Below are 22,773 nucleotides of genomic sequence, written 5' to 3' on the forward strand. Positions count from 1 at the left end.
AAACATGACAAAACACGATAGCGTATGTAGTGGTCATCGCAGTAACATATACATTCAATTTCCGGAGCGCACGATGTCCCCCCTGCCCGCCCCACAGACTCCCCCCCGCACGGTACTTTTCCGTATATCCATTGCTATTGCCTTCGGAATCACCGGTTTTCTATCCAACTTTCTCGACATCCAGCTCCTGGATACGGCCGGGTTGAAGATAAATATTCTCATCGGTCTTTTTTTCCCCCTGACCATTGCACTGGCCTGGGGCTGGCGGTACGGGCTGCTCAGCGCACTGGCCGGAGGGTGCCAGTCCATGTGGTGGCTGTGGCATGGGGATGGGTGGGGATTTATCTATGCGGTTCCCGTCTTTACCCTATGGATCGTCTGGCATGGCTGGTGGGCCGGGGTCAGGGAGAAGAGCGGAGGCAGGTACCCCTGGTACCAATCCGTCTTCGTCGTAGAGATCCCCTTCCGCGTGGTCAGCGAATTGGGTTTTCTGACCATTTTCACCTGGCTGGTCTCCCTCAATCCCCCCCCATGGGCACCGGATATCACCTGGAACGGGGTCTCCCTTGCCTGGGTCCGGACCGTGGCCATCAAACACACGGTCACCGGGTACATCCTTCTCCTGGCCTCCTATGTCGTGCTCAACATCGCCCCGGTACGCAACATGCTGGGCCTGCGAAAAAAATCCGCGCAGAACGAGGTATCCATCCTGTACGCCGGTTCCATCCTCGTCGGTCTGACGCTATGGATGGCGGACGCCGTTCTCCACTTCTGGCTCGACAATGGAGAACTTGCGGCATTCTGGGACATTGCCCTGTTCAATCCCGGCCCCCATCTATTCATGCGCATCGCGTTCATGTTTCTGGCCCTCTGCGGTGCGGCGGCATTGAGCCCCATGCTCCGGAGCAGAGGACGACTCAGGGACAGGGCCATGCATCTCAACGATGTGCTCGAAGGGTTGCACGGGGTGAACAAGGTCATCGACCGGGTCAAGGACCCCCACGAGCTGATCGGCTCCGCCTGCGACCAGCTCCTCCGGTCCAAGGGATACCTTTCGGCGTGCATCCTCCAGCTCGACGCCAAGGGCGAGTATGTGGACCATGGGGCGGCAAACATCCATGCAAGTGACGCCCAGGTACGCGAGCACTTTCAGAACAATCCCCTGTGCCCCAGCATGGTCCAGGCACTGGAGCGTCAGGACCTGGTCGTCACCCGGAAACATATGGACAATTGCGACGACTGCCCCTGCCACGGGGACCAGGGGGCCATGGACCCCTCGCCGGGCTGCTTCACCTGTCCGATAACATACAGGGACCGCGTCTATGGGGTGCTCACGGCCACTCTCTTACCGGACCGGATGGATGACACCCAGGAGCAATACCTGTTCAAGGAGATCGGGGCGGACATCGCGTTCGCGTTGCACGGGCTGGAAGAGGAAGCCAAACGACGTCGGGCCGAAACGGCCCTGCGGGAGAGTGAACAGCGGTTCAGTCAGCTGCTTGAAAGCGTCCCGGAGGTCGCGGTCCAGGGGTACGGCCCCGACGGAACGGTCCACTACTGGAACCAGGCCAGCGAAACGATCTATGGGTACACGCAGGAAGAGGCCCTCGGCAGCAATCTGGTCGATCTGATCATTCCCGAGTACATGCAGGAAAAAGCACGGGAAGTCATTGCCAGGGGGGCCCGGGACGCTCAAATGCCCCCTCCGCAGGAACTGACCCTCAAGAACAAACACGGGGAACCGATTACCGTACTTTCGAGCCACGCAGTGGTCTTCCGCGCAGGACGCGACCCCGAACTCTACTGCATCGACATCGACCTCCGGCAGCGAAAGCTGGCAGAGTCCGAGCTCATGGCCAGCCGGGCCGAGATCCAGAGCATCTTCCGGTCGGCTCCCGTCGGGATCGGATTGACAAAAAACCGGACCATCGTCCGGGCCAACAAGCGGCTCTACGGGATGCTCGGGTACACGGAAGAAGAGCTCGTGGGGCGAAGTACCAGAATGCTCTATCCCAGCCAGGAAGATTTCGACCGGTTTGGACCAGAAGTATATGCCCTGATCAAGGACTCGGGCATGGGAACAGTCGAGACCCGGCTCATACATAAAAACGGCTCGGTCCTGCACGTCATCCTGAGTTTCACCCCATTGGACCTGGATGATTATTCCAAAGGGATCACATTCAGCGCACTGGACATCAGTGCCAGAAAAAGGGCCGAGGACGCCCTGCGCCAGAGCCAGGAATACCTGCGGACGATCCTGCATTCCATCGGCGATGCGGTCATCGCCACAGACGACCAGGCACGGGTAACGACCATGAACCCGGCGGCCGAGTCCCTGACGGGGTGGGACCGACAGGAGGCCAATGGTTTACCCCTGCGGACCGTGTTCTCCATTGTCGGCGCCACCGACCGCGAGGAATGCGAGAATCCGGCCGCAAAGGCCATGGATCAGGGAAAAATCGTCGGATTGGCCAACAATACTGTACTCATAGCCAAGGACGGCAGCGAATACCAGGTCGCCGATTCCGCCGCCCCCATCCGGGACATTTCGGGCCAAATAACCGGTGCGGTACTGGTCTTTCGGGACGTCACCCAAGAATACCGCATGCGCAAAGAACTGCAAAAAATGGACAAGCTCGAAAGCCTGGGCAATCTGGCCGGGGGGCTGGCCCATGACTTCAATAACATTCTCATGGGCATCTACGGAAATATCGAACTGGCCTCGACCCACCTGGACCAAGAACACCCCGCCAGGGAATTCCTGGGCAATGCCGAGCAATCAATGGACCGGGCCACCCGGATCACCAACAAGTTGCTCACCTTCTCCAAGGGGGGCAACCCGGTCAAACAGCGACTATCCGTGGCCGGCCTGATCCGGGACACCGTTACTTTCGATCTTTCCGGGAGCGGAGTGGAATCCTCCTTTGAAACCGAAGAGGGACTCTGGATCGTGGAGGCGGACAAGATCCAGCTCGAACAGGTCTTTTCCAACCTGACCATCAACGCCAAACAGGCCATGGATGGCCAGGGCTCCCTGTATGTAACCATGGGCAACGAAGGGGTGGGTGAGGACGACGTGGCCGGCATACCCGCTGGGACCTATGTCAAGATCGTGTTCCAGGACACCGGTCCGGGCATCGCGCCCGGACATATCGACAGCGTGTTCGATCCCTATTTCACCACCCACCAGACCGGATCGGGATTGGGTTTGGCCACGGTCTACTCCATTGTCTCCAAGCATGGGGGGGGGATCGTTGTCCAATCCGAACCAGGACATGGGGCCAAATTTTCCATCTACCTCCCGGCCGTGGAAGAACCAGACCGACACGCAACACCTCCGGGCCCTGCCAAAAATATCCAAGTCCGGGAGCAGTCAGACAAACGGACCCAACATATTCTCATCATGGACGACGAAACCATGATCCAGGAAGTCCTGACCGCATTGCTCAAGAGCATGGGGTACAGGGTCACCGTGACCTCGGACGGCCGCCAGGCCTTAGAGGTCTACCACAAGGCCATGGATGCGGGAGCCCCGTTCGACGCGGTCATCCTCGACCTGACCATCCCCGGCGGCATGGGCGGAGCAAAGACCATGCAGGAACTTCTGAAGATCGATCCAAATGCCAGGGGTATCGTTTCCAGCGGATACGCGGACGACCCGATCATCGCCAGGTTCCAGGACTACGGCTTCAGGGGAGTGGCCATCAAGCCGTATACCCTGCAGGAACTCCGCAACACCCTGGAGACGGTTTTGGGGTGAGAGGGCAGGGACAGGTTTTACGTTTTACGTTTTAGGTTTTAGGTGGTAGTTTGTTGGGGGCAAAAGGCAGAGTGGATATTTTTTTCCGTCTCCCGCCCCCTAAAACGTAAATCTCCAATCCTACCCCCCTCCATGCTCCCCATATCCAACACCGTCACCATCCCCGACAACGAGATAGAGATCATTCCCATCCGCGCCCAAGGGGCCGGGGGACAGAACGTGAACAAGGTCTCATCGGCCGTGCATCTGCGTTTCGACATCCAGGCCTCGTCCCTGCCCGATGTGTACAAGGAACGCCTCATAGCCCTCCGTGACAGCCGCATCACCCGGGAAGGGGTCATCGTCATCAAGGCACAACAGTACAGAACCCTGGAAAAAAACCGGGAAGACGGTCTGGGCCGATTGCGGGATCTTATCCGGTCCGTGACCGTGGTTCCCAAAAAACGCAAACCCACCAAGCCCTCCAAAAACGCCCGCAAACGCCGCGTGGACAGAAAAACCAAGCGCGGCCAAACCAAGGCATTGCGGCGGAAGGTGATAGAGTGATTCTGCTGTCTGGGGGGCAGCGGTCACGGCCATGCACGGACGTGGGACTGCCCGTGACCGCTGCCCCCCGCCTCCCGTCTCCTGTCTTCCGTCATGTCATGTTTCGTCTCCCTGTCTCCCGTCTTCTCTTCTCCTCCTCTCCCCTTGACGCACCACATTCTTTCGTATAGGCAACCTGCGTATTACGATTTTTTATAGTGTATCATTTACGAACCATCTTTTTTATTTTCAGACATTTCCAAGGAGACTCCATGCGCTACACCGCGGCTCTATTGCTCACAATGCTCCTGTGCACCCTGTCGGGCCCCTCTGCCGTCGCCTCCCCGGCCAGGACCATCATCGATGCCACCGGGACCACGCGGACCATCCCTGCAACCGTCGACCATGTCATCTGTTCGGGATCGGGGTGTTTGCGTCTGTTGACCTATCTGCAGGGGCAATCAATGATTGTGGGCGTGGACGACATGGAAACCCGACGGAACAGATTCGAGGCCCGCCCCTATGCCCTGGCCAACCCCGATTTCAAGCAATTGCCCACGTTCGGAGAATTCCGGGGCCACGACAACCCCGAGCGTATCCTGACCCTCTCCCCCCAGCCCGATGTCATCTTCAAGACCTTCGCCACCATGGGCACGAACCCGGACGAACTGGCCCAAAAAACCGGCATCCCCGTGATCGTGCTCGATTCCGGCGATCTAGGGGATTATCGCCAGGATTTCTACAATTCCCTGCGGATCATGGGCACGGTCATCGGCAGAACAGGCCGGGCTGAAAAAGTAATCGACTTTTTTGAAAAAAACATCCAGGAAATCGGTTCTCGGTGCAAGGGGGCTCAGGGCAAACACCCCCAAAGCGTGTATATCGGCGGGGTTGCCTACAAGGGACCGCACGGGTTCCAGTCCACGGAACCCGATTATCCCCCGTTCCGCTTTGTGGGACGCAGGAACGTGGCCTACACTACGGGCCTGACCGGAAAGGGGTTACGCCATTCCGACGTGGCCAAGGAAAAACTTCTGGAATGGGACCCGAACGTCCTCTTTCTGGACCTGAGTACCCTGCAATTCGGGAAACAGTCCGGCGGACTGGACGAACTCAGAACCGATCCCGCCTACCAGGCCTTGACCGCTGTCAGCGGGGGCAGGGTCTACGGCGTGCTCCCCTACAACTGGTACTCCCAAAACTGCGGGTCCATCCTGGCCGATGCCTGGTTCATCGGCAAAACCCTGTACCCGGGCCGGTTTAAGGACATCGATCCCAAGGCCAAGGCCGATGGTATATACACCTTCCTGGTCGGGCAGCCCGTGTTCGACAAGATGGATCAGGCGTTTGAGGGGATGGTTTTTAGAAAAATTTTGGTGGAGTAGATGGGGGGCCTGATTGACCTTATTGACCGGGTTGACCGGATTGACGGGGTTGATTGCCTGTGGCGAGGGATAGACCTTAACACCTAAAACTTACAGCCTAAAACCGCCCTTATGCATCTCGAAGACGGCCATATTCCCGCAGAATACTCCCGGTACATCGGGCGTAAAGCCATCCTTATCGCCGGTACGGCAGTACTCTTGTCTGCCGCTTTGCTCACGGCCATATCAATGGGTGCGGCACACGTGCCCATTGCCGATGTGGCCAAAAGCCTCGTATCCATGTCCGTCTCCAAGCGGTTTGACATCATTGTCTGGCAGATCCGTCTTCCCCAGGCCCTGGCGGCAATGGTCGCGGGGGCGGGACTGGCCGTGTCCGGTGCGGTCATGCAGTCCATTCTTCGCAACCCCCTGGGTTCGCCGTTTACCCTGGGCATCTCCCATGCCGCAGCCTTTGGGGCCGCGTTTTCCGTGATGCTCCTGGGATCGGGCGTCATGGGCAGCTCGCAGGTCGGGTCCATCAACATCACCAATCCCTATCTCACCACCGGGGCCGCTTTTGCGTGCAGTCTCGCGGCCACGGGGATGATCATCATGGTTTCCCGGCTCAGGGGAGCCACTCCGGAAACCATGATCCTGACGGGCGTGGCCCTGGGCGCATTGTTCACGGCCGGGACCATGTTCCTACAATTCTTTGCCGACGACGTGCAGCTTGCGGCCATGGTCTTCTGGACCTTCGGGGACACGGCCAGAGCCTCCTGGAATGAACTGGCCATTCTCGCCGGGGTGACCGGTCTGGCCTCCCTGTACTTCATGGCCAACGGCTGGAACTACAACGCCATCGACGCGGGCGACGAGACGGCCCGAGGGCTCGGCGTTCGGGTGGACCGGATCAGGGTCACGGGCATGCTCGTCGCTTCCCTGGTCACCTCGGTGATCATCGCCTACCTGGGAATCATCGGGTTTGTCGGCCTGGTCGTCCCGCACATGGTCCGGCGCATCCTTGGTGGGGACCACCGCTTCCTGCTCCCGGCGACCATCCTGCTCGGGGCATTGCTCCTGCTTGTCTCGGACACGGTGGCACGCCTCATCCTGGCTCCCCATGTTCTGCCCGTTTCCGTGCTCACCGCATTCATGGGAGCACCCCTTTTCATGTATCTGATCATCCGGGGGTACAAAAAATGATCCTCGACGTGTGCGGGGTTTCCTTCACCTACAATTCCCATCCGGTCCTGGACGACATCTCCTTCACCCTGAGGCCGGGTGAACTTCTGGCCATTCTCGGCCCCAACGGCGTGGGCAAGACCACCCTGCTCAAATGCATCGACGCCATCCTCTCCCCCTCACAGGGCTCGGTCCTGGTCAAGGGAACGGACGTGCTCAAGCTTGGGGGCAACGAAATCGCCAAGGCCATCGGCTACGTGGCCCAGCAATGCGAGAGTTCCAGGATGACCGTGTTCGACGCCGTGCTCATGGGCCGCAAGCCCTACATCCGCTGGAGCGTGGGCCAGAAGGATCTGAGCATTGTGGACGCGGCCCTGAAACGGTTGAACATGGAACACATGGCCCTGCGCCACATCGACCGGATGAGCGGGGGCGAACTGCAAAAAGTGGCCATTGCCCGGGCCATGGTCCAGGAACCGGACATCCTGCTTCTGGACGAACCCACCAGCTCCCTGGACCTCAGAAATCAGGTCGAGATCCTGTCCATGATCCACCACGTGGTCGTGGAACACGGCATGGCCGGGGTCATGACCATGCATGACCTGAACACGGCCCTCCGGTTCGCCAACGCCTACCTCTTTTTGAAAGACGGCAAGGTCTATGACGTGGGCCGGGTGGAACACATCTCGTCCGAAATGATCGAGACCGTGTACGGGCTGCCCGTGGAGATCCATTCCATCAACGGGTATCCGACGGTCGTACCCATGGCCTGCTGAACCCCGTTCCCACTCCAAAATCGTACCCCCTTCCAAATGACAGGGCCCACATGCACTGCATGCGGGCCCTGTTCCCGGCCGAGGTCACAGGACTCATTGTGGCCATGGCCGGACTCACCGTGGTAGAACTTTCCGTGACAAGCACTTTTGGCATCACCGAGCAGGGACAGCCCCTGCAGCCTATGGAAACAGCGGTCGCCCTGTTCACCCTGGCAACCATGGTGGGCCTGAACGTCTGGAGTAAGAACAAGGCCAAACGCTTCTGCATCGTCATCGGCATGGCTGCAGGGTATGCTCTCTGCCAGATGGTCGGCCTGCTCGCCCGGTTCCCCAAACTGGGCACGGTCTCCGCCGTCATGCCCAGACCGGTCATGGGCGCGACCCTGATCTTTGCCGTCAGTTTCATGATCGTGGCCGGCATACAGACCATCATGTCCCGCATGATGGACGCCAGACAGACCTTTGAGGTCGGCATCTCCTCCATCCTCGGCCTGGGTGTGGACATCGTGCCCCACCCTTATACCGGCCTCCCCAACTGGCTCTATCCCCTATTCAGTTCCTCTGAGCATTGACCAGTGTCCCTCTTCCAGAGGCATCGTTGACTCTATGGGTCACATGACATAAACATGAGTCCATTTTTTCGATGGAACATTTCTCAAGGAGGACCGCGTGTTCCGCAATCCGTTCATGATACTCTGCACCCTGTTTGCGCTATTTGGATCGCTCGTCCCGGGCATGGCGTCAAACATTGCCAAGGCTGGAAGGCAGGTCCAACAGAACCTGGCGGTGGAGGCCAAGGCCCAAAAACATCTGGAAACCTGGGAAAATCAGAAGGCTTCCATCGAGGCCCGCATCCGTGACCTGACCCTGGAAAAGACCTGGCTGGAATACCAGAACCGGAAATACGGGGGGTACATCCACAAGGAGCGGGCCGAGCTGGCCGGACTCGAGGCCCGGAAAAAGGAAATGGAACAGATCAATATGCGCCTGGAGCCCTATCTGGATAAAACGGTCGATACGCTGAAGGGATTTGTGGCCGCAGATCTTCCATTTCTGACAGAAGAACGCGCCAGACGGATCGCCTTTCTCGAGGAGAGCCTTGGTGACTATCACCTGAGTCTGAGTGAAAAACTCCGCCGGGTCCTGGAGGCCTTGCACGTGGAGGCGGATTACGGCCGTACCCTGGAGGCCGTGGACGGGGCCATCAGTCTCAACGGAAAAACCATCCAGGGACGTATCTTCCGTCTAGGCAGGACCGGGCTCTTCTTCCAGTCCATTGACAAACATGTCATCGCCCGGTTCGACGCAACAGCCGGAGCATGGACCCCTCTCGATGCCGATTACGAACGGGAGCTGGATCAAGCGCTGCAAATCGTCGACCGCAAACGGGCCGCCCAGCTTCTGGTGCTGCCCGTGCAGGGAGGGAACCATGAGTAAGACACGTCGGGTTCCCTTTTTGATGAAGACCAGTCTCTGTCCCACAAAGAACTGGTACAGATACAGGATGCCAAAGATGGTTGCGGGGAGTGCCCGTAGGGATATGTATGCGCAGATGCTTCCCCTCCTCCCCTTTTTGCTCATTCTGGTCTGGACGTGCCCGGCATGGGCCCAGGACGATGCTTCCGCCGCCTGGAAAACCATCCATAAGGATCTGGCCAAAGAATCCGAGGCCGTTGCCCAGGACGCCAAAACCACCCGAACGATCATTGCCCGGGAGAAAAAGGAGCTGCAGGCCCTGGAAGCCGAACTCAACGCATCCATTGCCAAAGAAAAAAAACGATTGGACGCACACAAAAAGGAATTCGACCGCCTCCTGGCCCAGGAACAAAAGACCCGCCTCGAACTCGAGGAACATCAAGAAGATATCAAGACCCTGGAAACCGTTGTCAGGGGAGCAGCCAGGGACGCAGATACCATGATCCACGACAGTCTGGTCTCACCGGCCTTTGACCAACGGGTGGAGACCATTGCCCCGCTTTTGGATACGGACCGTTTCCCCGGGTTTGCACATATTGAAGGTCTGATCGGACTCTTTTTTCAGGAAGCCGCAGAGACGGGCAAAATCGCTTCGGTCAAGGGGGAGATCGTCGGCCCCGATGGCAGCAAAACATCTGCCGAGGTCCTTCGGATAGGAGCATTTACGGCCCTGTACCGGCTAGACGACGGCAGGGTCGGCTACCTGCGCACCGGAAAGGACGGCAAAACCTGGATCGCGGTCCCGGCATCTTTGGGCCGGAAAGTCCGCAATCAGATAGAGGCCGCCTTTGCCGGAGAGTCCGCTGACATCCCCCTGGACATCTCTCGGGGCGCTGCCCTGCAGGGACTCGACCAGCAAAAGGACGTTCTCCAATGGCTGCGCTCCGGCGGCGTGCTTGTCTGGCCCATTTTGTTCGTCGGGGGGATCGCCCTGCTCCTGGCCATTGAGCGGATGGTCGTCCTGCTCAGACAACAAACCACGCCGGGGGCGGTCATGACCAAGGTCCTCTCCCTGGTCGGAGCGAACGATTGGGAGGGATGCAAAACAACCTGCGCGGCCATGTCCCGCATTCCGGCCCTCAGGGTCATCGCCCGGAGTGTGGAGGCGGCGGGATCGTCCAAGGATGTTCTGGAAGCCACCCTGGAAGAAGCCATCCTCAAGGAAATCCCGCCCATGGAACGGTTTCTGGCCACCCTGAACATTTTGGCGGCCATCGCCCCCCTGCTCGGACTGCTGGGCACGGTCACCGGGATGATCAGTACCTTCCAGGTGATCACCCTGTACGGGACCGGTGATCCCAGAATGATGTCCGGAGGGATCTCCGAGGCCCTCATAACCACCCAGCTCGGGCTGGCCGTGGCCATCCCCATCATGATCGTGCACCACTTCCTGCAACGGCGGGTGGAAACCCTCATCAGCGACATGGAGGAAAAGGGAACCGCCTTTGCCGCTGCCATCCTGGACGGGAAACAAAGCCAATAATGCTCGCCGACATCGCCCGAGAATCCCTGACCTATCTGCACAACGGGGGCATGGTCATGCCCCCGTTGATCCTGGTCTCCGTGTGCATGTGGGCACTCATCTTCAGGAAACTGGTCACCTTCAGCAGGATGTTCCAGAAGGAGACGCCGTTCCGGGAATGCATAAACTCGCGGCAGGCAGCATGCCCGGCCGGTGCGCCCTGGCAGCGAAGTCTCATGGACCGGTTCTTCGCCAAACGGACCGGGGACGCATCCTTTGACATAACCCTGGCCGTATCCCTTGCGAGTGCCCAGTCGGAACGGGCAAGGCGATACATCGGAACCATCATCGTGCTGGCCGCGGCCGCCCCCCTTCTGGGACTCCTGGGTACGGTCACCGGGATGATCAGCACCTTCGATGTCATGGCCCAATTCGGAACCGGCAACGCCAAGGCCATGGCCTCGGGCATCTCCCAGGCCCTGATCACCACCCAGACGGGACTCTTCATCGCCGTACCCGGCCTTTTCATGGGTAATTTCCTGCGCCGCAGGGCCGAAAACCTGACCGACAAGATGCAACGCTTCGCCATCCGATTGCTAGGGGAATAGGAGAAAGTACGCAGGGCTCAGTACGCAGTGCGCAGGTTCTCTCAGGGACGATACTTTCGTGGCAAAACGGGGGAAAGGGATAATGCATCTAAACGATGTGCCTGCAAAAAATAGATTTTTGCAGGCAGGGTTAAGGTTTAAGGTGAAAGGTTTAAGTAAAATCAGGTTGTTACAAAATATGGTTTTGACCTTGAGCCTCGATTTTCGGCTTTTTGCAGGAGCATCCTAAACCGCAACGCGTTTGAAATACGTCATTTTTGGAATGGAACTTGGTTTCGCTTCAAGACAACCAAATCGTAGGGGCACTCCTTGCGGGTGCCTAATTCTGGCAATGCCTCAGAGGTGGGATCATCGTCAAAAGGGCACCCGCAGGGGGCGCCCCTACCGACCACCATTCGGAGTAAAGGTTCAACAAAAACCCAATATTTCGAAATGGTTTTGGTTTAAAAGGCAACATATCTTCTTTGCAGAAACGATTTTCAAAGGCTTCAACGTACCGCCAACCCGCGCACTGTGCACTGCGAACTGCGCACGTAAACTACCATGAAATCTATCCGCAATATCCGCGCAAACAGATCCAAAGGGGCAGAGATCAACATGGCTCCCCTGCTGGACATGGTCTTCATCCTGCTCATCTTCTTCGTGGTCACCACGAGCTTCGTCAAGGAATCCGGGGTGGAGGTACACCGTCCCGTGGCCAAGACCGCAGTGACCAAGGAAAAGGCGAATATGATCGTCGGGGTCACGGCGGAGGGGCACATCTTCATCGGGGGGAAGAGCATCGACGTCCGGTCGGTCCGGACCCGGATGGAACGCTTTCTGGCAGAAACACCGGAAGGGGCGGTGGTCGTGGTGGCGGACAAGAAGAGTGAAACCGGGATCGTGGTCCAGATCCTGGACGCCTGCCGGTTGGCAGGGGTGACCAACATCAGCGTTGCAGCCAAAAAACCGGCATGAAACTCGCCTACAACCTGACCTTCTGGTCCCTGCTTCTTGCAGCGGCCCTCCTTGTCAACGCACTCATGTGCATGATCGCGCCCGTTCTTTCGGACAACTCGGCCCGCACACAGGAAGAGCTGTCCACCGTCCCCATCCTTCTGGCCCCGCCCCCGCGCATGGACGAACGGACCAAGCGCGCAACCGTGAAAAAACCCAAACCCAAGCCCGAAAAACCGGTCAAGACGCCGGCCATTTCCCTGAAACAGCGGGAGCCGCACCGATCAAAGCCCAAAATACGGTCCAAGGCCCCGTCCTTTGAAGTGGCCATGGCCAACCCGATCTCTCCGGGGATGGCGGTAGCTCCGCCCCCGCCGGATGCGGTGGCGGATTTCATCCAGACCGGTCCTCCCCAAACGGCAAAAATCGGCTTCGAACTGGGCGAGCTGGACACCCCGCCCATGCCGGTACGCAGAGTACGCCCGGTCTATCCGTTCAGGGCACGGCGCCAGGGGATCACCGGCAAGGTCACGGTCCGATTTCTGGTCAACTCCACGGGCCTGGTCGAAAAAATTTCCATTGTCTCGTCCGAGCCCAAGGGCGTCTTTGACCAGGCGGTCAAGGACTGCATTACCAAATGGCGCTTCAAACCGGGCATCTATCAGGATAAACCCGTGGCCACCTGGGTTGTCGCGCCCATTTCCTTCAAACTATGATCCTGTCCATGCAATCGATGATCATCCGTACCATAGTTTTGCTCTTCCTCTTGCTTACCCTTGTGCCCGGCAGCACGCGGGCCGAGGACAGGCTCTCTGTTCCCCAGCAGCGTGTCCTCTACCGGGCCCAGCAGGCCATGGATAAGGACGACTATCCCATGGTTCGGGAGACGCTCTCTTCCTATCTCAAACACCACCCGGACACGGAACCCGTCCTGTTCTTTCTTGTTCTGGGCAATGCCTGCTATCAGCAGGGGGATCTTGGAGCAGCAGCCACATGGTACCGGGCAGGGTTGGACAAACACCCGGACAATCTCTCTCTGTGCCGCAACCTGGCAGCTGCCAGATATGGACTGGGGCACTTTGCCAAAGCCGGGATGCTCTTTGGAAAGGCGTATAAACACTCCACCCCCCGAGAAGACGGACTGCTCTACCAATCGGCCATAGCCTTCTATCAGGCCGAACAGCTCGAGCAGAGCCGCAGGGTTTTGGAACAACTCATCAAGACAGCCAAACCGGTTCGCCGGGAATGGCTCACCCTCATGATCCAGATATGTTATGCCCAACACGATTTGAAGCGTAGCACCCAACTCCTGGAATCCTTCCTTGAAGCATACCCATCGGAGCGGGCCTATTGGAAACTTTTGGCCGGCATCCGCACGGAACAGGAGCGATATGCCCAAGCCGCCGCTGCACTGCGCACAACCCTGAGCATTGGGAACGCAACGGCCCAAGAATGGAAGGAATTGGGTTCGCTCTATTTTTATCTCAATGCCCCGTTGCAGGGAACCCTGTGTCTGGAAAAGGGTTCGGCATTATCGACCAAGCCCCGAAATTACGACGATCTGGCCAGAGGATATCTGCGCGCCCATCGGATAGACAAAAGTATGCACTACATCGACCTGGCCATTGCCCAGGATCCCACTGCGGAACGGTTGATGACCAAGGCAAGGACGTTGATGACAGCCCGACGTTTCAAGGATGCCATCACCACCCTGCAGGCAATCGTGGCAATGGACACAGAGGACGGTGACCAAGCCTGGTTGCTCATGGGATACTGCGCCATGGAAAACCAGGATTGGGACCAGGCCGCTACCTGGCTTACCAATGTCAAGAATGACAGGTTTGTAAACCATGCCCGATCAGCTCTCCAATCCATCTCCCTTTTCCTGGAACACAACCACCCCCCAAAATAGGCCAGATTTCTTCCAAACTCTCCCAACATATCTGGTTTTTTTGTGAAACCCTATTGACATGGAATTGCAAGTTCCCCTACCTGAAACCATTCATGTCAACATTGACTCATATGTCTTCAGGGTCACAATTTACACCAATAATGGAGAGGTAAAATCCGATGAAATCAGTAAGCACATGGTTATTCCTTGTCCTGGCTGTCGGGCTGTCATGCCCCACGGCCTGGGCAGCAGACAAATCGGCAGAGGACGTGTATACCTTGGGAGAAATGGTCGTCACCGGTGATAAACCCGGGGTCAAGGATGTAGCCATCACCAACGATATCACGGCCGAAGAGATCAAGGCCACCAATGCCAAGACGGTTGCCGAGGCATTGCAGTACGTGCCCGGGATTGTGGTGACGACCGGGACGAAGAATAAGCCGAGTGTCTCAATGCATGGGTTTGATTCGAGCAAGGTTCTCGTTTTGATTGATGGTATACCCTACTATGAAACGAACTATGGCAAGTTGGACCTGAACAAGATCCCTGCCAACGTTGTTTCTAAAATCGAGGTCATCAAGGGAGCCCCTTCGGTTTTGTATGGAGCAAACGCCGAAGCCGGTGTGATCAATATCATCACAAAGCAGGGAACGGAAAAGCCATGGGCTGAGGCCAATGTGGGATTCGGGGAACACAACACCTACATCGCGAACGTTTCCCATGGCGCTCAATTCGGTGTCCTCAATTACTGGCTGAGTTACAGCAGGCAGCATACCGACGGCTGGCGGATGTCCGATGACTACGAAACGCACGAAGGTTACATCAAGCACAAACCTGACCCCAACAACGAGTCTGGTGACGCCATCATCGAAGATGGAGGATTCCGAGACAATTCTGCGTACACAACAGATGCCCTCTGGACACGTGTCGGCTTCGTGCCCAACGACGAATCCCAATATTTTGCCACCTTCCACTACATCTCCAGCGAGCATGACATGCCCGCAAATGTGGATTCTGTTAAAGTGTTAAATTTCGGCGACGAGAATCCGGATAATTTTTCAAAAGGGTTTGGAAAAGACGATGACGACATCGACTGGGGAATCGACCTGAGCGGCAAACAGAAGGTGAACGATATTATTAGCCTTCGAGGAAAACTTTTTTACCATAACCACCAGGATGTCTACGTATCCTATGATGATCCCGTCGATTACGACAAGGCAATCGCCCACAGCAAATACAAGGATTACATGACCGGGGGCTCTCTAATCACCGACATGGATCTTCTGGAGTGGTACACGGCACGGTTCTCGCTTCATTACCGCGGTGATTCCCACAAAGAGCGTACATCGGAAAAGGCAAATTACTACGACGCATTCTCATACACAGGTTCTTTCGGAATGGAAAATGAATTCATACCGACAGAAGGCTTAACATGTATTTTGGGTGCCAGTTATGACTGGTTTGAAGTAACAAAATCAGACTTCATTGATGATAATGACGACAACATCGAAAAAGCAGATACCATGGATGAATTCAATCCTATGATTGGTCTTAGCTATGAGTTTAAAGATACGACTAAACTATACGGATCTGTAGCACGAAAAACAAGGTTTCCTACATTACAATATCTTTATTCAGGAAAATCATACAATCCTGAACTCGAAGCTGAGCACAGCATCAATTACGCACTTGGAATTTCACGATCATTCTTCAAATGTTTGGACGCGAGTGTTGAAGGTTTTTACAGCGATATTTCAAATTGGATTTCTAGAGATTACAATAAAGACGGGCTTGATGACGACGGGCAATACCAAAATGAGGCGGACGTTGTCTTCAGTGGAGCAGAAATCAACGTCAAAGCGTACCCTGTTGAGAACCTGACCCTTTCACTTGGTTATACATACACCATTGCAAAGAATGAAAGCGATGAGGCCCCATCAAAACATATGGTCAACATCCCGAAACATAAAATTGACATGGGGATCGGTTATCTTTTCCCGGTCATTACCACAAAACTCGATCTGCGCGGTCTCTATATGGGTGAAAGCTATTCCGAAGTGCAGACGCCGGGGCATGAGGATGATCCGGAAACAAAACTCCACGACTACTTCCTCCTCAACGGCCGCCTTTCCAAGCAGTTCATGGAATACCTCGAAGGCTACGTCGAGGTGAACAATATCTTCGACAAGGACTACTATTCCGAAGAAAGCTTCCCCGGCCGGGGCCGCAGCTTTCTGGTCGGTCTGTCCGCCAAGATCTAACATGCGCTCTTCTCCCCCCTCCCTCTCGAATCCGAGGGGGAGGAGATTATCGTCAGAATCAACAACGGCTTGCATGCGGATCAGCCGGCAAGAGCATCGCTTCATCCCTGGGAACGCCGAGCGTCTGCTCGGCATTTGGGGCGTTGATATAGATGTTGATCATACACCGTTATCGGTTCTTACCCCGGCATATCATTCCATGCCGAGCAGACGCTCGGCGTTCCCAGGAAAAAAATACCTGCCTGAAAAAGGTTGGATACTCTGCATATCATTTCATCTCCATTACAAGGACCCAGCTGTGAACACCTTTCCCCGCCCACGAGCTCTTTGTCTCTCTTTCCTTCTCACCCTCCTTCTCGCCGCCCCGGCCCTGGCCGGGTGGACCGTGACCGACATGGTCGGGCGCAAGGTGTTCATTCCCAAGAAGGCGGAACGTATCGTGACCACGTTCAAGCCCTCGACACTGTCCGTGTATTGCCTCGGGCTGGCAGACCATCTGGTCGGTGTGGACAACGAGTGCCGGTACGAGCCCTTCACTACGGGCGTGTATCCCCCCATTGCCAAGGCTGCCGGTGTGGGGACCAAGAGCGCCGGGCTGAATATCGAGACCATCGTGGCCCTCAAGCCCGACCTGGTCATCATGTACGCCCAAAAAGACGGTATTGCCCTGGCCGACCGTCTGGTGGGGCTGGGCATTCCCGCCATCGTCATCCTGCCCGAAGACTTTGCCAAGCTGGACCAGACCCTGCTGCTCATCGGTCAGGCTACCGGGGTCGAAGATCATGCGCGCAAGGTGGTCGATTTGTGCCTTGGAATCATTGGTGATGTCCAAAAACGTGTCGCGTCCATCCCCCAAGACGAACGAAAACGTTGCTACTATGCAGGGTCACGCGGATTCTTCTCCACGGCTTCCGGCGAAATGCTCCAGAGCGAGATCTTCGTCAAAGCCGGCGGGATCAATGTTTCCCATGCCTTTACCGGATATTTCAAACAAATCTCTCCGGAACAGTTTATCTCCTGGGATCCGGATTTTGTGGCCGTAACCGGGAACACCAGGAAAGCCCTGACCGGTGTTCTGGCCCGCAAGGAACTCCAGGGGGTCACGGCCATTGCCGACAAGCAGGTCTATATTTTTCCAACAAACAACGTCCCCTGGGACTTTCCCTCTCCTCTGTCCACGCTGGGGGTTGTCTGGTGTGCCACCCGGCTCTATCCGGATCTTTTTTCCGAGGCCGAACTCGAGCAACGCATCGACAATTTCTATATGACCCTGTTCGGAAAGACACTCACCGATCTCGGAGGCTCTCTTGGCGACCGAGTCGTTCCGCAATAATCCCCTCCACCGATTGGTGACACGTTGCAGAGGCCGCCGGGTTCTCGATCCCCACAAGACCACCCTGGGGGCTACAGGGTATCGCCGGTTGCAATATACGGCCATGGGGGGACTCATCATCCTGGCGGTCATGTCTCTGCACACGGGCAGACTGGACATTGCCCCGGACGAAATCCGAACCATCATCTGGTCGTCCCTGGCCGGCACCCCCCTGGACAATGCGCTCTTCTCCAAATCCCTGGTCTTTTTCCAGGTCCGCCTGCCCCGGTGCATCCTGGCCATACTCGTGGGCATGGGGCTTTCTGGCTCGGGCGCCGTGTACCAGGCACTTTTCCGCAACCCACTGGTTTCCCCGGACATCCTCGGCGTGGCGGCAGGCTGCACCTTTGGCGCGGCCCTGGCCCTGATCCTGCCGGGCAGTTCCTTTGCCCTGGTCCGGATACTCGCCTTTGCCTGTGGTCTGGCCGCGGTCTTCTCGGCCCTGGGCATTGCCAGGGCCGTCGGGGTCAAACCCATCCTCATCCTGGTATTGGCCGGGCTGGTCGTCACCTCGTTCTTCAACGCCCTGGTCATGATCCTCAAATACATGGCCGATCCGTACAATCAACTTCCGGCCATTGTCTTCTGGACCATGGGCAGTTTCAGCCGGGCCACCTGGCAGGATGTTCACACCCTGGTCCCCATTGTCGGACTGGGTCTGGTTCTCATCACCCTGCTCAGATACCGTTTGAACATTCTTTCCCTGGGAGACGTCCAGGCCAGATCCCTGGGGATCAATCCCCGGATGTATCGGATACTCCTGATCGTGATCAGCTCGCTCATCGTGGCCCTGTCCGTTGCCACCTGCGGCCAGATATGCTGGATCGGTCTGGTCATCCCCCATATCGCCCGCACCCTGGTCGGCCCCAACCACAAACGCATGATCCCGGTGACCATCACCCTGGGCGGGCTGTTCATGCTCCTGGCCGATGATATCGCCCGGACAATGACCGCAGCCGAACTGCCCATCAGTATCATCACGGCGATCATCGGTGCGCCCCTGTTCGCCTTCCTGCTGTACAAGAACCGCGGGAGCGGATGGATATGACACTGTCCTGCCACGGTCTCCATTTTCACTACGGCCCCCACCATGCCTTGAAGGATATCGATTTCGAGGTCGAGGACGCATGCTTCTGCGCCCTGCTCGGCCGGAACGGTTCGGGCAAGACCACGCTTCTGCACTGCATGAACGGCATCCTCAAGCCCTCTTCCGGAAGCCTCATCCTGGACGGGATGGACATGACCAGGGCTTCGGCCCGGGAAATCGCCCGGCATGTGAGCATGGTCCCCCAGGAACGCACAGAGATGTTCCCCTTTGACGTCCTGGATGTGGTCGTCATGGGGCGCACCCCCTTCCTCAAGATGTACGAGTCCCCTTCGGAACTGGATTACGCCATGGCCAAAAAAGCACTGGCCATGCTCGGGGCCCGGAAACTCGCCCCCAGAAATTTCAACCGCATCTCCGGCGGGGAACGCCAGCTCGCCCTGGTGGCCCGGGCCATGGTCCAGGATCCTTCCACCCTGCTCCTGGACGAACCCACGAACCACCTGGATTTCAAGAACCAATACCGCCTCCTGGAACGCATCAAGGCACTGTGCCGGGAACGCACAACCCGGGTGGTCACCTCCATGCACGATCCGAACATGGCCACCCTGTTCGCCGATCGCGTCGTGCTTCTCAAGTATGGACGCATCGTGGCCCAGGGATCGGTCGGAGAAATCATGACCGAAGACAATCTGAGCGATCTCTATGAGACAGAACTCAAAAAAATCGCCATCGGTACGGACCGACACGTGTTCCTGCCCGCGAGTGTGACCGCATGAGTCCGGAAAAAATCATCCTCACCGGCGCGCCCCAGGAAGGCAAATCAACTCTTCTTGCCGAATGTCTGGACAGACTTTCCGGTATCAGGACAGCCGGAATTCTGGCCAAGGGATTGTGGAAGAACGACCTGCGAGAGGGGTTCGATCTCATCGATCTGGCAACGGGTCAGTCTACGCCACTGGCCCGACGCAATCTTCTGGCAGCACCGGGGACGATCCCGTTCACCTTTTTCAAGAAAGGCATGGAGGCCGGGAACAGGGCCCTTGATCCGGCCAGATGCAAAAACGCCGATGTCATATGCGTGGACGAGGTGGGCAGGCTGGAAATGACGAACAAGGGATGGGCTCCGCGCCTTTCTCCTTTGCTCCAGTTGGACCACCCCGCTCATCTCTGGGTGGTCAGGCGGGAACTCGTTGGGCCGGTATCCCTCAAATGGCATCTCCAGGAACCAACCATCGTATCGGTCAATGATCCAACCGCGCTGCAAACCCTCATAGCGTGTATCGGGAGATAAACCATGACCCAACCGCTGTATTCCACCATCACCTACCTGGCACTGGGCTGCTTTGCCATCTCCATTCCCATGGTCCGGATCGTTTCTTACCAAACGGCACGCATGGCCCAAACCATAGGAACAGTACTCTGCGGTGTGCTCGTCCTTCTGCTCGTCTGGACCATGCAGCGTCTTCCCCTGTTCGGAGCCTTTGAAGCGTTGACATATACGGCCTTTATCATCGGTCTGCTCGAACTCTTCCCGGATGCATCCAACAGTGGATCGGAACGCCGGGCCCTGATCACCGGAGTCGGTACCACCCTGCTTCTGCTTCCCCTTGTCTTCCGATCCGATATCATGCCCCAACCCAACTTTTTCGTCTATTCCAGCCCGCTTGTGGCCTGCTTTTTCTTCTGCCGCCTGACCGCTCTGGGAATTTTCGCCGACGCAGCCATTTGCTATATGACCGCCGTGACGGCAGGTGACCACATTGCCGTCCGCACCCAAGACGAGGCCCGGGGACGCAATTTTCTGCTTCTGGGATCCGTGGTCTTTCTGGTCAGTGAATTCGCCGGGTCCATGTGGTGTTATGCCGGCTGGGGCGACTCCTGGCATTGGAGCGGGAACTTTTTCCGGTCGACCATGTTCTTTCTCTTGATCATGCTCGGACTGCATCTGCCGGCAAAATGGAAATTGCATGCCCGGCTGACATCCATGGTCGGCTCGTTTACGTGTTTGTTCATTGTGGTGTGCGTACTTGTCCGGCAGCTTATGGAATAGATAACCGCCGCATCGCCATTCCCCATGCCGCCCGGTTGACAATCCGTTTCCTGGGAACGCCGAGCGTCTGCTCGGCATTTGGGGCAGCTCAGGAGCCGCAGGGAGAAAAATATTCCTGGCTATATCCAGGGTATCGCGTGGCCCACACCTGCGCAGAAGTATCACCTGCTGCCGAGCAGACGCTCGGCGTTCCCAGGGACGAGCTCCCTCAATCGCCACTGCTACGACAACGTAATCACGGTATGCACCGTTCATAACCTTTCAACCAAAACACTTCCATGCTCAAACGACTCTCTTCCCTGCATTTCGCGTTCTGGGCCATCACGGCTCTTGTCGCCTGGATGGGTCTTGGAACCCTTTTGGCCGCCAAGGGTGGTCCGTACCACGACATCTTCAATGACTTGAACGGACGTATGGTCGCCGTGTGGCTGGCCCAGGATGCTCTGGGACACCCGGTCATCCTGGCATGGTTTATCGGACTCTGCCTCATCGCAGGGGCCCTGCTCCTGAACACCTCTCTGTGCATCTGGCAACGCATCCTGCCCATGTTCCATACGGCCAGACTGTCCAGAAACCTCCTCGCGGTGATCCACATCCTGGTCATCCTGGTCATGCTGGGCCATGGCTTGAGCATGGTCATCGGCGACAAGTACCAAACCACGGTCATGTTTCCCGGCCAGACCAAAGTGATCGGCGACGGCTATTCCCTGCGCATGGATTCCCTGGTCTTTCTCGACGACCCAGCCCTGCTGCGCCTTCCCAAACACGACAAACACCTCAAGATGACCCGGGACAGGGTCCATTTCCACGGGAACCATGCCGTCCTGACCCTGCTCAAAAACAGTCGGATCATCGCCCGTTCAAAGGCCGGAATCCTGGCACCTTTTGACCACGGGTCTTTGCACATCGTTTTGAAAACCTTTGTCTGGCCCAAAAAGGATAACAAACTCGGGGCGCTGATGATCATGGTCCGCAATCCCCTGGCCACACCGTTTTTCGTCGTCTACGCATTGATGATCGCAAGCCTTGGGTGGTACGTACTCATCACCTGGAAGAAACCGGTGCAACGGCGGGATCAACAATAATTACCCGAACAAGGAAAACCCCATGTCACCAACCATCAGAACCCGACTCAAGGAACATGCGCTGACCCTGGCCAAGGACAGAACCGTGGCCGACGTGCGCATCGGACTCGGCTACACGGCCGTCCGGCTGGATAACGGCCAGACCGGCGTTGCCTGCACCTTCCACAAGGACGCCGAAGGGGGCTGCACCGTCTTCAAGGGATTACGCCCCCTGCAGGGCAAACCCGCAGCCGGGGTCCTGAGCATGCTCGACGCGGCCGGTCCCATCGAATCGGCCGTGGCCATCGCCACGAGCAACGCCCTGTCCAACACCCCGTCACCGGACATGCGCGGAGGCGACATTCTGGAAAACGTGGACCTGTATCCGGACGACCATGTGGGCATGGTCGGTTTCTTCGCCCCGGTCATCCCGGAACTCCGGGAACGCACAGGCCGTCTGGACATCTTTGAAAAACAGGACCGCGGGCCGAACACCCTGCCGGCCGACGCTGCCATGGACATCCTGCCTGGATGCCAGGTGGCCGTGGTCACCTCAACCTCGATCATCAACCACAGCGTGGACACCATCCTCGAGGCCTGCTCCAACTGCCGCGACGTGATCATGCTCGGAGCCTCGACCCCGCTTTTGCCCGAGGTCTTTGCCGGGACCCCGGTGACCGTGCTCTCGGGGATCATCGTCACCCAGCCAAAGAATATTCTGCAGATCGTCAGCGAAGGCGGGGGGATGCAATTGTTCAAGAGGAATATCGACAAGGTGAATTGCAGATTGGGGAAATAGAGCAGAACACGCAAAGGCCGGGGCTTGATGTCACATCAAGATAGCTCCTCGCTCCAGACGTCATCCCGCCTCTACGCGTCATCCCGGCGAAGGCCGGGATGACGGAGTTTGCGCCATCATTGCTGTTATGCTGATGTTTAAACCGGTAAATCAAAACAGTTGATTAAAAACAAATTCGTAGTGCGTAGATATTGACGAT

20 protein-coding genes are annotated in these 22,773 nt (G+C 57.2%); all 20 read left to right on the forward strand.

Annotation, left to right across the window (positions count from 1 at the left end):
* The first annotated feature begins 73 nt into the window (after nucleotides 1-73).
* Entirely contained in the window at nucleotides 74-3,760 is a 3,687-nt protein-coding gene (locus tag ACY692_RS04645; RefSeq protein ID WP_462324175.1) for a hybrid sensor histidine kinase/response regulator, read from the forward strand.
* 132 nt (nucleotides 3,761-3,892) lie between these two features.
* A complete protein-coding gene (gene arfB, locus ACY692_RS04650) occupies nucleotides 3,893-4,306 on the forward strand; it encodes an alternative ribosome rescue aminoacyl-tRNA hydrolase ArfB (RefSeq protein WP_462324176.1) in 414 nt (137 codons plus the stop codon).
* A 251-nt stretch (nucleotides 4,307-4,557) separates the two neighbouring features.
* Nucleotides 4,558-5,670 (forward strand): iron ABC transporter substrate-binding protein, encoded by a 1,113-nt coding sequence (locus ACY692_RS04655; RefSeq protein WP_462324177.1) that lies wholly within the window; start codon nucleotides 4,558-4,560, stop codon nucleotides 5,668-5,670.
* Between the two features lie 111 nt (nucleotides 5,671-5,781).
* Nucleotides 5,782-6,852, forward strand: a complete 1,071-nt coding sequence (locus ACY692_RS04660; RefSeq protein ID WP_462324178.1) for a FecCD family ABC transporter permease — start codon at nucleotides 5,782-5,784, stop codon at nucleotides 6,850-6,852.
* The gene (locus ACY692_RS04665) at nucleotides 6,849-7,607 is read left to right on the forward strand and encodes an ABC transporter ATP-binding protein (RefSeq protein ID WP_462324179.1); all 759 of its coding nucleotides are present in this window, start codon (nucleotides 6,849-6,851) and stop codon (nucleotides 7,605-7,607) included. Before ACY692_RS04660 ends, ACY692_RS04665 begins: the two co-directional genes overlap by 4 nt.
* A 50-nt stretch (nucleotides 7,608-7,657) precedes the next feature.
* Nucleotides 7,658-8,179 (forward strand): solute carrier family 23 protein, encoded by a 522-nt coding sequence (locus tag ACY692_RS04670; protein ID WP_462324180.1) that lies wholly within the window; start codon nucleotides 7,658-7,660, stop codon nucleotides 8,177-8,179.
* Nucleotides 8,180-8,276: 97 nt separating this feature from the next.
* A complete protein-coding gene (locus ACY692_RS04675; RefSeq protein WP_462324181.1) occupies nucleotides 8,277-9,044 on the forward strand; it encodes a DUF3450 domain-containing protein in 768 nt (255 codons plus the stop codon).
* Complete coding sequence (locus tag ACY692_RS04680) at nucleotides 9,037-10,566, forward strand: MotA/TolQ/ExbB proton channel family protein (RefSeq protein WP_462324182.1); 1,530 nt, start codon at nucleotides 9,037-9,039, stop codon at nucleotides 10,564-10,566. Before ACY692_RS04675 ends, ACY692_RS04680 begins: the two co-directional genes overlap by 8 nt.
* On the forward strand, nucleotides 10,566-11,153 hold the full coding sequence (locus ACY692_RS04685; protein WP_462324183.1) for a MotA/TolQ/ExbB proton channel family protein: 588 nt from the start codon (nucleotides 10,566-10,568) through the stop codon (nucleotides 11,151-11,153). Before ACY692_RS04680 ends, ACY692_RS04685 begins: the two co-directional genes overlap by 1 nt.
* Before the next feature lie 543 nt (nucleotides 11,154-11,696).
* A complete protein-coding gene (locus tag ACY692_RS04690; RefSeq protein ID WP_462324184.1) occupies nucleotides 11,697-12,110 on the forward strand; it encodes an ExbD/TolR family protein in 414 nt (137 codons plus the stop codon).
* Entirely contained in the window at nucleotides 12,107-12,805 is a 699-nt protein-coding gene (locus tag ACY692_RS04695; protein WP_462324185.1) for an energy transducer TonB, read from the forward strand. Before ACY692_RS04690 ends, ACY692_RS04695 begins: the two co-directional genes overlap by 4 nt.
* A gap of 8 nt (nucleotides 12,806-12,813) precedes the next feature.
* Nucleotides 12,814-14,001: a tetratricopeptide repeat protein gene (locus ACY692_RS04700; RefSeq protein WP_462324186.1), complete on the forward strand. Its 1,188-nt coding sequence runs from the start codon at nucleotides 12,814-12,816 to the stop codon at nucleotides 13,999-14,001.
* Nucleotides 14,002-14,159: 158 nt separating this feature from the next.
* The gene (locus tag ACY692_RS04705; protein ID WP_462324187.1) at nucleotides 14,160-16,241 is read left to right on the forward strand and encodes a TonB-dependent receptor plug domain-containing protein; all 2,082 of its coding nucleotides are present in this window, start codon (nucleotides 14,160-14,162) and stop codon (nucleotides 16,239-16,241) included.
* A gap of 298 nt (nucleotides 16,242-16,539) precedes the next feature.
* Nucleotides 16,540-17,574, forward strand: a complete 1,035-nt coding sequence (locus tag ACY692_RS04710) for an ABC transporter substrate-binding protein (RefSeq protein WP_462324188.1) — start codon at nucleotides 16,540-16,542, stop codon at nucleotides 17,572-17,574.
* Nucleotides 17,549-18,661, forward strand: coding sequence for a FecCD family ABC transporter permease (locus tag ACY692_RS04715; RefSeq protein ID WP_462324189.1), 1,113 nt, complete (start codon nucleotides 17,549-17,551; stop codon nucleotides 18,659-18,661). Before ACY692_RS04710 ends, ACY692_RS04715 begins: the two co-directional genes overlap by 26 nt.
* The gene (locus ACY692_RS04720; RefSeq protein WP_462324190.1) at nucleotides 18,652-19,437 is read left to right on the forward strand and encodes an ABC transporter ATP-binding protein; all 786 of its coding nucleotides are present in this window, start codon (nucleotides 18,652-18,654) and stop codon (nucleotides 19,435-19,437) included. The genes ACY692_RS04715 and ACY692_RS04720 overlap by 10 nt, the downstream gene beginning before the upstream one ends.
* Nucleotides 19,434-19,952 (forward strand): nucleoside-triphosphatase, encoded by a 519-nt coding sequence (locus ACY692_RS04725; protein ID WP_462324191.1) that lies wholly within the window; start codon nucleotides 19,434-19,436, stop codon nucleotides 19,950-19,952. Before ACY692_RS04720 ends, ACY692_RS04725 begins: the two co-directional genes overlap by 4 nt.
* A 3-nt stretch (nucleotides 19,953-19,955) precedes the next feature.
* Complete coding sequence (locus ACY692_RS04730; RefSeq protein ID WP_462324192.1) at nucleotides 19,956-20,711, forward strand: hypothetical protein; 756 nt, start codon at nucleotides 19,956-19,958, stop codon at nucleotides 20,709-20,711.
* 278 nt (nucleotides 20,712-20,989) lie between these two features.
* On the forward strand, nucleotides 20,990-21,796 hold the full coding sequence (locus ACY692_RS04735) for a hypothetical protein (RefSeq protein ID WP_462324193.1): 807 nt from the start codon (nucleotides 20,990-20,992) through the stop codon (nucleotides 21,794-21,796).
* 22 nt (nucleotides 21,797-21,818) lie between these two features.
* Entirely contained in the window at nucleotides 21,819-22,574 is a 756-nt protein-coding gene (locus ACY692_RS04740) for a Rossmann-like domain-containing protein (RefSeq protein WP_462324194.1), read from the forward strand.
* The last annotated feature ends 199 nt before the right edge of the window (nucleotides 22,575-22,773 follow it).

Source organism: Desulfoplanes sp., from assembly GCF_054921335.1.